The organism is Clostridium sp. AF50-3 (assembly GCF_003477445.1).
In the GTDB taxonomy this organism is placed as follows: domain Bacteria; phylum Bacillota; class Clostridia; order Lachnospirales; family Lachnospiraceae; genus Otoolea; species Otoolea fessa.
The window spans coordinates 1-14,488 of the sequence record NZ_QUDH01000026.1; the positions used below are offsets into that span (position 1 = coordinate 1).

Here is a 14,488-nt window from a genome sequence, read left to right on the forward strand (position 1 = left end):
TTTGGAACCGAAAGTGCCGTAGAAAACGTGGTGGCAGCAGGAATTTGCCGTATTTAAATGCGAAGCCACGGCAAATTCCGTTACTGGGCACGTATGCGTGAACAGTAACCTTATATAACTTGCGAAAGAGGATAAGAAAAGGGATGTGAAAAAGGTTTGAGGGGGGAGGTTTGAGTTGTTAAAAATAAACATGGGGGCTCATAAAGGGCGTCGCTGCCGGAATGGTACCATTTTGGGAATATCACTGATATTGATATTTTCATCCGGTAGAATGGCGCTGGCAGCTGAAAATGCAGTGAAACAGGCAGAAACAGCTGTCATAGTCGGCTACAGCGTCTCATTTATAGATGCTGAGAATGCAAATCATCTTATATTTCATACGCAAACGGGCAAAGTTTTGGAAGGAACTTCCCTGAATGTATCTTTCCCAGAGCAAATCATAGGGAGCGACGGGCATATCTGGAAATCAGCGGTACAGTCACCGCAAATATTTGAACTGTATGGAACAGGAACTGAAAAAATTTATATCAAATATGAAAGAGGCGGCAAGGTCCCAGAAATGGGAGCAGAGGAGGATGCCGCCATGCTGGCGCTTCGGAAACGCCTGGAACGATGGAAACAGAGGGCATGGGAGGCAGAGTGCGCCATATTTGGGCGCGAGGATGCGGCGGTATCGGGCAGCGATTCCGGTCTGACCGTTCAAAATCAGTCGGAAAATGATGCCAGGATCCGGAATCTGGTATCTGCGATCGGGGATGCAGCGTGGCATGAATTTTATCTGATTGGTCAGGATTTTACACCATCGGCAAAAACAATCGGGGTGGAATACGACGCGGTTTATTCTGAGGTGGAAGAGGATTCCTTTTCGGTGGATGGAAAGGAATATATCATCACGCGCATCCGGGTGCGGAGAAACTGGGATGACCGTACTTGTACGCATCAGTGGAGCCAATGGGAGTGGGAGGAAAATGATTGCTTAAAGAATGGGCGGGCAGTGTATGTCTGCGGACGATGTCAGAAAGAAAAGATAGAGCGCCTTCCGGCGCTGGGGCACCTGGATGAAAACGGGGATCAAATCTGTGACCGCTGTGGAAGCGTGGATTGGAGTGAAAGTGAAATGCCCGAAAAAGTGATCTGGAAGGAGGGCGATGTCCAGCTGCGCGAGGTGGGCGGAGAGATTTTGTCATTTACCTGTATCGACGACGATTACCATGACTGGCAGAATGAACACCGGAAAGCAGCGCTGTTTCTCTGTGACCGCGTGATCCGGGCGGATGTGGACACGGCACCGGGAAAAAAGATGAAGATTTTCTCGTTTGGCAAAGACAATAATTATAAAACTTCGCAGGTGCGCGCATGGCTGCAGAAAAACAGTCAGAACAGCAGTTTCTGTCTGGAACCGATCCATACGGGAATCCAGACCGCGTACACGGGAAGCACGGCGGCTGGTGCATTTTCGCAGACGTCCGGGCGGGAACTGGTGCGTCAGGATATTGGTTTTCAGTTTATGAACGACCAGCTTTTCTGCCTGTCATTGGAAGAGGCACTTGCGTACCGGGAATATCTATGGCGGTTTGATTCCGGGGATGATAACCCACAAAGTCAGATCAGTACCTATTCACAGGGATATTATCTGCGGACGCCTTTTTATTTGCAGGATGAAAACGGGAAATTCATTTATAATCAGCAGATTTATGGCGTTGATCTGGTAAATGGCTGTCTGCGTCCGGTGAGGACGGACAGTGAGACATATGGAGTACGTCCGGCATTTGCACTGTCACAGATGTAAAAAAGAATACTTGTTGAGCTTGGAAAGCGGGAGTGAAGCTGTTTGGCAGTTTGATTAGGAGAAAAGATTGGACAAGGGGAAATCAATCTAATGTTTGGGGAAAGAGGGGAACGTGTATGGGGAAAAAGAAGATGAAAAAAGTGATTCCATTTGCGGTGATGACGACGATGCTTTTGTCGGCGACGCTGCCGGCGTTTGCGGCGAGCGGGTTTGTGTTTGAGGATTGGGATTTGGGGATTGTTTCGGAAAGAAAGGAAAAGTTGGATGATACAGACGATGCCATAAAAAGGCGGAAAGAATGGCAGAAACTGGCTGCATCGTCCAGTGAGCTTATGAATGCGGATGTGAGGGCAACTTCCTCTGAATTACGTTCTTCCAAAGTCATAGAGGCAACTCCTTCACAATTAATCATGTCGCGCGTTAGCGTCAGCGCCAGCCTCGGAAATCTCTGGGAAAACTGGGATGTGGCGGATTTGAGCTTTCTGGATGGAACACATGGACTTGGAACGAAACAAAAACCGTATCAGATACGCACGAAACATCAGCTGATGGGACTTAGCTTCCTGGCGGCGTTTGGCATGCAGCCGGATTACGGCGAGGTGGAAGAAGAGATCGTGGGGGATTACCGGGGCGCATGGTTTGAGCTGACGGCGAACATCGATCTGGGAGGAATGGACTGGAATCCGATCGGTTATTACCGGGATGATTCGGAATTTTCAGGGGAGGTGACGCACCCGTTTACGGCAAATCTGGATGGAAACGGTTATAAGATTTCAAATTTCCGGTTTGCAGGAGGCAGTTCGCCGAATGTTGGATTCTTTGGTGCGCTGGATGGGGCGGAGATCCGAAATCTGACGCTGGAACCAGGAAAGCCGGTCAAAGGAGTGCGTCAGGTGGGAATTTTGGCAGGAAATGCGAAGAATTCCAAGATTTTTAATTGTCAGGTAAAAGGCGATGTGGAAGGAACCGGAGCGGTCGGTGGAATGATCGGGCGCATGGAAGGCAGCACGGTGGAAAACGGAATGGCACAGGTAACCGTCCGAACGACGGGACGTGCAGCCGGAGCGCAGGCGCTTGCGGGCGGAATCGCCGGGGAAGCGGCGGATGATTCTCGTATCATTGACTGCCAGGTCCGCACCGGGGATAACAGCACCTCGCGGATTCAGGGAACGGATGCGACTGTCGGCGGAATCGTAGGGCTTCAGAATGGGGCGGCTCTCTACAATACCTATGTAAATGGCACGATCGGCGGTTCTGGCAGCCAGAATGTCGGAGGACTCGTTGGAGAACGAATCAGCGGAGACTTGAAAGTGGGGCGGTTTGAGGGAACGATCGGTCAGTCGGGAACTGGGGCTGCCGGACACAGAGGAACCTTCATCGGATACCGCGCACCAGCTAATTATTTTAAATATGGGGATGACATCGCGTACCTGTTTGCGGATACGGAGGCGAAAATCGCAAACAATGTCTGTGGAAGCGGCATTTCAGATGATAACCAGTATACATACGCGGCGCACATCGGATATTCCCACGCGAGGGACAATTTCTTCACGCTGGTATCCGGCGGTGTCACGCGGGATGTGGACGAGCGATATTTTTATGAAGAACTGGAACAGGGGATTCTCTCGATTGTGGATGAAGAGCTGGGCGGGGAGATGGATGCGGAGTCGGTGGGGTATGATCTTGACCATTTTGCACCAAATGATGCGGGACGCCCGGTCCGTGGTTATCTGATTACGATTCCGCAGATCGATACCGTCTCCAATGGAACGAATTATTACGATGTGGCAGTGCTGGAAGCACGGGGAAATGGCGCGTATTACCGGACACTCGATAAAAAACGCCGCGGTGCGGTGGCACCGGGAAAGACGGTGACGGTCAGCACCTCGGCAAAGCAGGCGGAAAAAGCGCGCTTTCAGATGGAGGGAGTTCCGACGTACACGCGTGGGAAGAGCCGGAAAGATACTACTTATGTAAATGGCGGCGAGTATTGTTTTACGATGCCGGAGGAAAATACGCAGGTGTCGGCGGTTTATAAAAAGGTGGCAGTTTCGGTCGGTCTGACGCCGGGCGTGACGAAATTCCAGGTGGTGCAGGAGCGGACCGGAAACCGGAAACATCCGACGAAAGTCACACGCGTGATGGATGGAAATGGAAAATTAATTGCGACGTACATCCATGGAAATCTGCAGGCGGGAACACAGGTGCAGCCGGTGACGGTGCAGGCGATTGTGGATCGGAATAATGATGTGGCGGATGCATCGGTGCGCTGGAGTATCGACGATTCAGATTTGATTACGTTACTTCCAAATGACGATGAGGAAAGTGGTTATACGAAAAAGAGCGCGTCAGTCCAGGTAAATTTAAATAGTTCGTTTATCACTGATATAGTCCGGAAACTGGAAAAAGAGCAGGCAGACCGCGGATACCAGTATGCGATCGGAAGCGACATATACGGAGCGGGGCATCAGAACGGCGGCGTGGCGGTGCTGACGGCAGAGACGAAACCGGCGGCGAGCTTTGATGGAAAGCCGTGCCGGGGAAATGCGCGGATTGAGGTTACGTTCCAGATCAAGGATCAGACCTATGTAGCCAATGAGGAGGCGGCACTGGATCAGGAACAGTTGAAATTTGAGGTGGTGCGGACATTAACCGGAAATCGGAAACATCCAGATGAAACGATTCAGGTCACGGCACCGCAGGCGCTGAGTGCGTCTTTTACACCGGATTATTTTGACCGGAAAGAGATATCGTGGACTGTCGGTGATGCAGCACTGATTTCGGTGGATGGCGAGGACAAGTCTGCCAGTGTGCAGGCGAAAAAGGATGCAAAATGGATCCGGGATCTGATCGCGGCAGATCAGGGCAGACATGTGAATACACCATATGAAATACAGACAGCTTCCGGCAGCCGCACGACGAAGGTGACAGTGATCGGCGATGATATGCTTGGAAACCGGCAGACGGCATCGTGCAGAGTACAGGTGGATTTCCGGACAGTGGACGAATCGAAGATTTGTGTGGAAGGCATCAGCCTTATACCGAAAACGCTGCAATACGAGATCAAACGCACCCGGACGGGGGCGGGTTATCGTTCGGTGGAGGCATGGACGGGAACCGGTGCGAAAAAGCTGGCAGCGTCGGTATTTCCGGCGCAGGCGTTTAACCAGAAAGTGACATATCAGGCAAGTGATGATTCGCTGTATGTATCATCGGATGGAACCGTGACGGTCAATACGACGGCTTCCTGGATACAGGAGCTTGACCGTCAATACTTAAAATCAGGCAGCCATACGGCATATGTGACCGTGAAAACCGAGGATGGTGGCTTCACGGACCGGGCGGCAGTCACAATTCAGTATGAGGCAGTCGATCAGACATACAGCGGAGGTTCCCATTCGGGCAGCGGCTCAGGTGGAGGCTCTTCTTCTGGAAAGGGGGCAGCGGCAGGAAGCAGTGCAGCGAATGCAACTGGACCGGCATCGGGGTTCAGTGATTTGACAGGAGCGGGTATTGGAAATCTGACAGAAGGACAGGCAGGCCCCGGGCAGAATGCGGATGCGGCAGCCATACCGGAATATGTAGTAGCTGGAAACTGGCGGAAGAATGCAGATGGAACCTGGCAGTTTGAAGCGGGCGGTAGAAGCTATGCTTCTGAGTGGGCGGCTGTCTACAATCCATATGCCGATCCGGCAAAGGGGCAGAGTACGTTTGACTGGTTCCGATTTGATGCAGATGGCAGGATGGTGAACGGCTGGTATACGGATGTGGATGGAAACACGTATTATCTCTGGACAGAAATGGATGGAACACAGGGGCGTATGCTGACTGGCTGGAACTGGCTGCCGGGAAGCGATGGAGTGTTTCATTGCTACTATTTTCAGGAAAAATCCGATGGAATGAGGGGACGTTTGTATCAAAATACGCACACCCCCGATGGAAATTTAGTCAATGCGGATGGTGCCTGGGTGCTGGACGGAATAGTACAGACGAGAAGCTGAGAGAGGAGGAGAGAAGAAAACAGAGGTAAACAGGAAAATGAAGTGGAATGACACGGAAAGAATAAAAAATGGGGGTAAAAAAAATGAAACAGGATAAGAAAACAACCAATAAATCGGGATGTACAGCCGTACTGGCAGCAGCCATGATCGCAGCCGGAGGTTTCAGCGCTTATGCGGGCAATCAGGGGACGCATGGCGGTGAATGGAAGGACACAGAGAGTCTGAGATGGGAGTGGCAGAATGGAGAGATGAGTTTTTATGGAAATGGAAGTATTTTTTCAGAGCAGCACCCAGAGATCAGCGATCCAGAATATTACCTGAAAGAGGCAGTCCGTTATCCGGGGGAAGCAAATCCAGGGTGGAATACGAAGGGAGAACCGAAAGCAAATTATAGCTGGGCTTCGGTCGAAGAACTGCAGAAATTTGTCAATAGTTTTGACTGGATTCATTTGGATGAAAAAACGCGTCTTCTGTATGTGCATAACCGGATTGCAAACGGAGAGGGAGGTTTTAACCAGAATCATTACGGTTCGCCGGAAGAGGCAAAGGATTTCCCGGTTTTGGAAGGAGGCGTTGGCGTCTGCCGGGATTTCGCGGAAGAATTTCAGTTCCTATGCCAGATCGTAGGGCTGGAGTGTGTGACCTACACGCCGGAGTATCTCCATGATGCGTGCCTGGTGCGGATCGGCACGCAGTGGTATGCGACGGATCCGACCTCCAGCCTGCCGCTATTTTCAAATGCGAAAACATATCCGGTTGACTTTGAGACGGAGTTTTACCGCTATGAGAATAAGGAGCGGGAGCAGAGAAGAAAGGACTATGAAGCGGATCCAGACAGTCTTGCCAATGTGCTGGCGCTGACCTTGAGTATGCGGGGAGAAGGGACGATTTCCGAGTCTGTCTGGGAGAAAATACAGGCACCGATGGGGCAGATAGAAGAACAGTGGGGACGACAGGAAATATCAAGACAGGAGTATGAAAAGGGGATTATCTCGCTGCTGAAATCAGTTTGGGGAACTGAAAAATAAAGAAAACGAGGGACTGCCGGTGTTAAGGGGCGCGGGGCAGTAAAAACGAGGAGGAAGTTTATGGGGGAGTATCGGTACAGAGAGAATGTGAAACGGGGGATGGCGTTTGTACTGGCAATTATATTGGGAGGAATGGCTTTTTTGCCAGGATTCCCGGTTTTTCCGGCGAAAGCGGCACCTGCGAGTGGTCAGCAGACAACACTGACGACAGCCCATGGCGATACGCTGCTGGGACACAAGCTTTATTGTATCGATAAGGGCGGTTATGCGATCTGGGGAATTGCAGAAAAAGGGGATCTCTATGAAGCACACCGTCCCTCCCAGGCATCCGTTCCGCTGAGCAGTCAGGAACAGAAATATGTATTTTGGGCGATGCTCTCGCTCAAAGCCGCGCTGGGGGATGAAAAGGCAAATACATTTATCCGGGCGATCAATGTGGCAGCAAAAGCACAGGGAAAACCGGAAATTATCAAGATGGTGTCCGAGGAAGATCTGAAAACAATCCTCTATGTTCCAGCTGTGCGGGCAAAATATCCGTGGCTGGAGGCAGCTGCGTCAAATAGTGAGGCGTACATGCAAATGGGAGGAATGCTGTCTGGCGGAGGCAGCGGAAAGGAAAATACCGGTGTCGGCGGCGGAAAGATTCCAAATGTGATAGCTTCCAGCACCTCGCTGGGAACGGCAAAACAGGTAGATGCGGCGACTCTGACGCTGTCGTTTGCGCCGGATGGCTCGGATTGGGATTTTATCCGTTCTGTACCGCTTGAATTTTCAAACAATGACGGTGTTTCATTCAGTCCGGTTCCGACCGATGGATGGACATATATAAAAACCGACTCGCAGATTGTATTTAAAAATCCAAATCCAAAACCGTCGAAAGCCCTGATTCGTTTCCGGGTGGAAGGAACCCCATACGCTTCGGGCGGCGGGGGATATGCTTCGGCGGAGGAGGCGATTGACCAGTCGCTTCAAATCTGGGAGTGTGTGACCTGTTCGGGGACACACGGAGGCGGAACGCCTGCCAAAAGTGATCCGTGGATTCATCAGCGGATGGCATGGATGGAGCTCGGAATGGTTCCGGTCAATTATTTTGCTGCATTGGCGGGCGATCCAACCCCGGTACCGGAGCAGGGAGGCATTCAGTTTGAGGTATTTAGGCATGAAGAGGATTTTACTTCCACCTATAATCTACAGATGTATAAATACGATCATGAGACAGGGAAAGCGCTGGAAGGGGCGCGGTTTGGCTTCTTTGAGCGCTTTGACGATAAGAACAGGGTAAATACTGAGCGGGACGGAGCTGCCGAATTGTATGAGGGCGGAGAACCATATGCCAGTCATTATCAGGATGAGCCGGTTCTCTGGGATGGTTTCAGACAAGTGGGTTCGGCGGTAACAGATGGCGATGGCTACGCCTCCCAGACGGTGGAACACGGTTATCACTATGATAAGACGTTCTGTGACGGTCATCCGGCACCGGTCTTTGTACCTGTTCCAGAGGAAGAGGAGGATGAAGAGGGAGAAGTCATCAATGAGGATGAGATTGAGGCGGCGCAGGCAGAAAATATCCGCCTGGCAAATAGCTGGCTTTTGTGCGAAGAGGAATGTGAAAGAAAGGCGGGCGGAGACTTTGAGGGCGTCCATTTCCACTGGATAATGGAGGAGGTCGATGCAGGGGAGATAGAAGGTATCGCGTCAGACGGCGGCTCCGAGGGAGAAACACCCGATGCGGGACCGATGACAGGGGCAGACGGGGAAACTTCGTATGCAAAGTCTGGCTGCCAGGAGGACTGTGGGCAGACGTATGAGAAGTTCATTTCCATGAAGTACAGTTATACCTGGAAAGAATTTAAAGCGCGGGATGGATATATTCTGCATGATGAACATGCAGATGACCTGCCAATTGAGATTATCACAACCGATGCATCTGAGCATGGGGCAAATGCAGCCTTTGGAGGCGGATATTCACGTGATGTGGTGCTGGGAACGAAGAGTGTGAGAAGGAGTCAGGGCATCGGAGAGGCTTTAGAAAATCGGAATGAAGAAAGTGCGGGGAAGACAGGATTTTTTGGAAGAATTGGCTTAGACGCTCAAAGTGCGCCTGGTGGGACGATTTGGATGAATCTAACGAATTTACCAGGCGAGGATGCGGTATTTCCAGAGTCTTTAAAAATGCGTGTTTTGCCGCAGCAGATCGTTTTGTTTACAGCATTGGATGCAGCGCTTCTGAGGGAAGCGACACCGTCGGAGGAGGAAGCAACTGCCTCGGAGATGAAAGTATCTATTTCGGACCATCTGGTAAATCGTGTCCAGAAAGGGTTTGTGTTTATTGATGAAGCGGATGATGATTTAGAAGAAGCAGAAAAAGCGGAACGTGAAAGTATTCGGCGATATACGGCAACCGGATCAGATTTATTGACAACCGAGGCGGATTTTTATACAAGCTGGCATTCACCTTCTTTGTTGTATCGAAATCCTCAGTTGTCACAAAGAACGGAAACACTGGCGGGGGCGGCAGCAGAGTCACTATTTTTCCCTGCCTATGAAGCGGCGCTTGTTTCCGCGAGTGTGGGTTCAGCGATAGAGCCGGGAAGTGCTGGCAATTTCAGCCATTGCAATGGTGCAGACGGCGAGAAAGATGCCTGGAGGATCTACGATCATCGGACAGAGGGCGAGGTACATATCAATAAAAAGGATTTGGATCTGAAAAAGGGCGAAAATGAGTCTTACAATGCCCTTGGAGACGCACAGGGGGATGCGACGCTGGAAGGCGCAGTGTATGGCTTGTTTGCAGCAGAAGATCTGCTACATCCGGATGGGAAAACAGGGGTAGTTTACCGGGCAAATCATCTGGTGGCGGTGGCGACGACAGACAAAAATGGCGATGCCTCGTTTCTGGCATGTACAGAGGCGCCGGGGCGAACCTATGATTATTCGAAAGGGACAATTGCGGATGCAGCGGATGGATGGCGAAAGAAAGCGCCGGGAAATCTGTATACACAAGATGCGGCGATCGATGATTATACGGCAGATAAAGCCTGGGAGCGGATTTATTATAACAATACGTCAAAGAATGGAAATGCCTGGATTGGACGCCCGCTTCTGATGGGGGAATATTATGTCAAGGAATTAAGCCGATCCGAGGGCTTTGAACTTTCGGTTGGAAATAAACTTCACGCAGTTACAAACCTGGGACAGGATCTGGAGGCAGCGGTCCTGGAACCGGGAGAAGGATATGCCCATATTTCCATGCAGATGTACGGGGAAGAGCAGGCAGGCGATGGCGGCGCTGATACGAATGAAATTTTCTTTTCGGCAGAGTCGAAGAACACGAAAGATGGAGTTTATGAGATTGTGGTGTCAGGGCTGCCGGAGGGCGTGAGCTTTTATCGAAAAGATGAGGGAAAAGGTACGGTTTCGGTGGAAGCCGGGACAGGTGAGTATGAAAAAGTTTATACCGGGGAACTGGCAGCGGCAGAAAACGACTATCAGTATCCAAAGTACAATGCGGATGGCACGCCGATGAGTAAAAAGGTTCCGATTGATTATGCGGCGGGGTGGATGCGCCAGGTCCGGGTGCAGGAACTTGTGCCGGAGACAGTGGAAGCAGTTCTTTTGCAGGCAGAAACGGGAATGACAGAGGAAGAAAATGCGGACAGGCTGGTAAAGACATTTGATGTGGATGACTTTTGTTATCTGAAAGGGAAAGCCGAGCGGGTACTCCGCAGACATGCGAAAACAACGCCGAGAATACCGGGAGCAGGAGGAAATGCATATTCCAGTATCTATACCGGCGTATTTGACCGGGGTGTCCGGGAAGGAGAGCGGGACGTGTACGGCGTCAGCGGTGTGACGCCGGGAGAAAAGGCAGAAAAAACAGTGTATGGTTCTCCGGTTCAGACGATTGCGGTGCCGAAAACAAAAGATGGAATCTCAATGACAGTGGGAGACGCGATCACTTCCATTCTGGATTTTTATCAGACCCATCCATATATCAGCTATGGCGGTCTGGACGCGGTGCATGAGTATTCGGATTCGTTTGAATTTACGGTATATGCAGGAATTTTAGGAATACCGGAAAATTTTATGGTACTGGGAAGTGATCCGGAGAAAGACAGCTTGATTTTTCACCGGGCAGAGTGGCTGCCGGATAATATGGAAATGTGTCCGCGTTATGTGTATATACCATATTCAAATAATCGCGAGCGGGACGCATTTGGAACGTATACCGATTACAGGGAAACAACTGCTGGAAATCAGGTGATGGCGTCGGCACTTTTGCAGACCGATGCTGTGATTGAGGGAGATGGTACGATTGTTCCGAAGGAAAATGAGGTAAATGTCTATTACAAAACCGGGGAAATTCCGCACGATGCGGATGGGCAGCCGATCCGGGTATTTATTTACCAGGAAAAGACAGAAACACAGCAGCGGGAGGTGACGGAGACAAAATGGGTTCATCAGGCAGCAGACTGGAATGCAGACGGAAAATACATACTGCAGATCAACGCGAATTTTACCGACAGTTTTGGTGTAAAAAAAACAAATGCAGGTGTGCTGGAAGAGCTGGGATTTAAGGCGGTATTGAAAGAGAAGAAGGTTACACTGAACGAGGAAGAAGCCGCAATGCTGGGAAATGGTTTCTTTGCCGGCCACCAGATGAACAGTTCCAGCTATTACACGTGGGTAAAACAGGCGCGGGCAAAGGCATATATCGATTCTGGACGTTCCGGCTTGATAGGGGATGATTCTTATGTGGTCCCGGTGGCACTGGCATACCCTGGGCAGGAGACCACCTATCAGGATGCCGGGACAAGAAAAGAACCGCTGGGTGTACTGGAGCGTGTGATCCGCCAAAAGATAAAAATCATCAAAGATATAGCGACGACACCGGAGACCACCTATGCACATAACACTTATGCGGAAAGTGGACATACCGATCTGTTTACGGAAAAAGAGGGAGGGAAGGAAAATGTCGCTTCGGCACTGCCAAATTTCCGTTTTAAGCTCTATTTGAAATCCAATCTGGAACGTCTGTACCGGAATACGGATGGCGAAATCGTGTGGATGAATCGGGATGGAGAAGTTGTCTCGTTGCCGGAGGTAAAAAAGAATTTTCCGCTGCTTAGAGAATCCTTTGCTCCGGTTCAGAAAATTTTCACGCAGGTAACTCATAAAAAAGATTCCCAGACGGCTGGTTCCGTCAATAACAATGTCTGGGACAGCGCAGTGACGGCAAATGATCGTCTGTACGAATATGGAAAAGACGGGCAGATCGCGGATTCGAAAGAGGTCAATCAGGGATATACAAGACTTCTTGAGACAGTCATGCGGATCAAGGAAGATGGAGCGGGAGCGGTACGGGAAGTTCCAGGCTATCAGTATGAGAAATTTTTCGATGCGATGGCGGTGGCGAACCGGGATAAATGGCAGCGGGCAGATGCAGCAGATACATCCTTTAAGCCGTTTGCATGGATCCGTACGGGTATTTTTGGAAGCAGCGGCGGAGAAACAAAAGATCCGGTGCATCATAACAATGCGGCGATACAGAATCAGAGCCGTACGTCAGAAGCAGCCGTAGAAAATGCAAAACGGTCGGATGCTGTCCGTCAGTTTGCGATTGACTGGTATTTGAAGAATGAGGTAAAGAAGCAGAACATTCAAGCATTGGGCGGACAGGAAGGCTACCCGGATTATATCTATGATGAAGCATTACATCAGGCAATTTTAAAAGCAGAGGAATATTTGAAGCCGTTTTTCTCCTATGATTTGGACGATTTATACGCGATTGAGTGGGACAGCGCGGAAAATGGAGGTTCCGATCGGGACAAAACAACGTTGTCAGCAGAAAAATTAAAAAAATCCGAGGAAGGTTATTATTATGGCGTTTCGAAATACCTTCCTTACGGTACCTATGTGGCAGTCGAGCAGCAGCCGTATTCGGGAGCACTGGAAGATTTCAAAAACCAGCATTATCGGATCGACCAGCCGAAAGAAATAGAAGTCCCGTCGGTTTATGAGGCAGGTGGAAACCTCGTATCTCCGGAAAAAAAGTCAGCGGATTACCGATATGACGCTTCGGCATCGCCGGAAACGCTGGCGGCGAACTATCAGATCCGGATGAATGAAGAGTGGGGAGATACAAATCAGGCGGATTTGAGGAAATATGTGATCCGCGCACATGGACAGGATGGAAATTATGAGATTTATAAGTATGGTCTGGATGCGGATAAACGGCAGGGAACGATCTCCTATCCAGGCGGAAGCTATGACTACAGCGGATTTTCGCCCGCTCAGAGGGAAATGGCACCGTACAAGGACATTTATCGGTCTGAAAATGCAAACAGCCGGTACCGGAGCAACGAGAAGGTAGAAAGCTATTACCGCTATGGTTCGATCTCAGAGCAGGCAGGGTGGGCAGATTCAGTGGAATATCCGTATGGAGAGAAGACGGATGATAACAATCCGGCGGGATTTTATCTGAAAGATCATGTCAGGACAATCACCGGGGCGCTGACCGGGTTTGACGGGCGGTATTTTCAGGGATTGGTGCCTTACAGTGTGACAGAACCGGCGGCGGAGTCCGCCTATGATGCGTTGGGATTTACCGGCTACGCGGATGGAAAATACCGGAATACGTTTTATGCTGCAAAGCTTCGGATTGAAAAACTAGATTCGGAGACGGGAGAGAATATTCTGCATGATGATGCGGTGTTCGCTATTTATGCCGCCAGCCGGGACACGTCGAAGTACAGCGAGGGGGAGGTGCAGTTTTATGAAAAAGATACACAGGTGACAGCCAGCCGGGAATTTTTGGAGGCAATGGGGGCAAAGAAAATCGCGCCGGTTGATTTGAAAACGCTAATTCCGTCAAAATACCCCTGGAAAGCACCTTATACAGGAAAATATACAGGCATAATCCCGGCAGGAACTCCGATTTGCAGTGAAACCGATCAGGTGGTGATGCGGGATGCCTTTGGGACGCGGACGGGCACATTCCAGGTTTATTCGACGCTGCAGGATTTTGGTGGTTTGGGGGAAACTCTGCCGTCCAACCAGAATACAGGATATCTGATCACGCCGCAGCCGCTGGGAGCAGGAGCCTATGTGTTGTGTGAATTATCTGCATCGGAAGGATACGTGAGAACGAAACCGATAGCGGTGGAAGTGTATTCGGATGAAGTGACGTATTATCGGGACGGAGAGCGCGGTCAGCGGGTGGCAGCTGCCGTGTATGGAGAAATGGTAACCCGGATAAGCAGCAACGGAGAAGCAGTCCAGAACCCGGATGGAACGAAGTCAAATGGCAATAAGCCGCAGGACCGGGGGGATGTGGCGCGGATTTATGTAGGAAATACGCCGATCCGGCTGGAAATCGCGAAAGTAAAACAGGAGGAAACGGAGATTTTGTTTAAGTTGAGCGATCGGCGAGAGGGAACTTTGACCGAGCTTTCGAACCGTTATGGTCTTGAAAATCTGGAACTGGCGTACAATGCGTCGGGAACGTTCCTTGGGTATGGGTGGTCAAAGGGCTGGCTGGATAGTCTGAGGCAAAACAGGAAGCCGGGGAGAGGATTGACCTGATTTATGAGGATCAGGTTTTTACTGGAAAGGCGATCTGGCATCGTGTTCCAGATACAGCGCACGCATTCAACCGATATCTTCCAGGT

General features: G+C 50.5%; 4 protein-coding genes. All 4 read left to right on the forward strand.

Annotated features, from left to right (window positions below):
• The first annotated feature begins 559 nt into the window (after window positions 1–559).
• Window positions 560–1,789: a DUF6273 domain-containing protein gene (locus DW085_RS17905; RefSeq protein ID WP_147353437.1), complete on the forward strand. Its 1,230-nt coding sequence runs from the start codon at window positions 560–562 to the stop codon at window positions 1,787–1,789.
• 116 nt (window positions 1,790–1,905) lie between these two features.
• Window positions 1,906–5,790: a peptidase A26 gene (locus DW085_RS17910; RefSeq protein WP_118494221.1), complete on the forward strand. Its 3,885-nt coding sequence runs from the start codon at window positions 1,906–1,908 to the stop codon at window positions 5,788–5,790.
• 83 nt (window positions 5,791–5,873) lie between these two features.
• Window positions 5,874–6,818 (forward strand): hypothetical protein, encoded by a 945-nt coding sequence (locus tag DW085_RS17915; protein WP_147353994.1) that lies wholly within the window; start codon window positions 5,874–5,876, stop codon window positions 6,816–6,818.
• Window positions 6,819–6,878: 60 nt separating this feature from the next.
• Window positions 6,879–14,402: a hypothetical protein gene (locus DW085_RS17920; RefSeq protein WP_118494227.1), complete on the forward strand. Its 7,524-nt coding sequence runs from the start codon at window positions 6,879–6,881 to the stop codon at window positions 14,400–14,402.
• The last annotated feature ends 86 nt before the right edge of the window (window positions 14,403–14,488 follow it).

What these genes read in the sequence shown, in the direction of transcription:
- DW085_RS17910 (WP_118494221.1), top strand. Translation starts at nt 1,906, where the DNA reads ATGGGGAAAAAGAAGATGAAAAAAGTGATTCCATTTGCGGTGATGACG.
- DW085_RS17915 (WP_147353994.1), top strand. Translation starts at nt 5,874, where the DNA reads ATGAAACAGGATAAGAAAACAACCAATAAATCGGGATGTACAGCCGTA.
- DW085_RS17905 (WP_147353437.1), top strand. Translation starts at nt 560, where the DNA reads ATGGGAGCAGAGGAGGATGCCGCCATGCTGGCGCTTCGGAAACGCCTG.
- DW085_RS17920 (WP_118494227.1), top strand. Translation starts at nt 6,879, where the DNA reads ATGGGGGAGTATCGGTACAGAGAGAATGTGAAACGGGGGATGGCGTTT.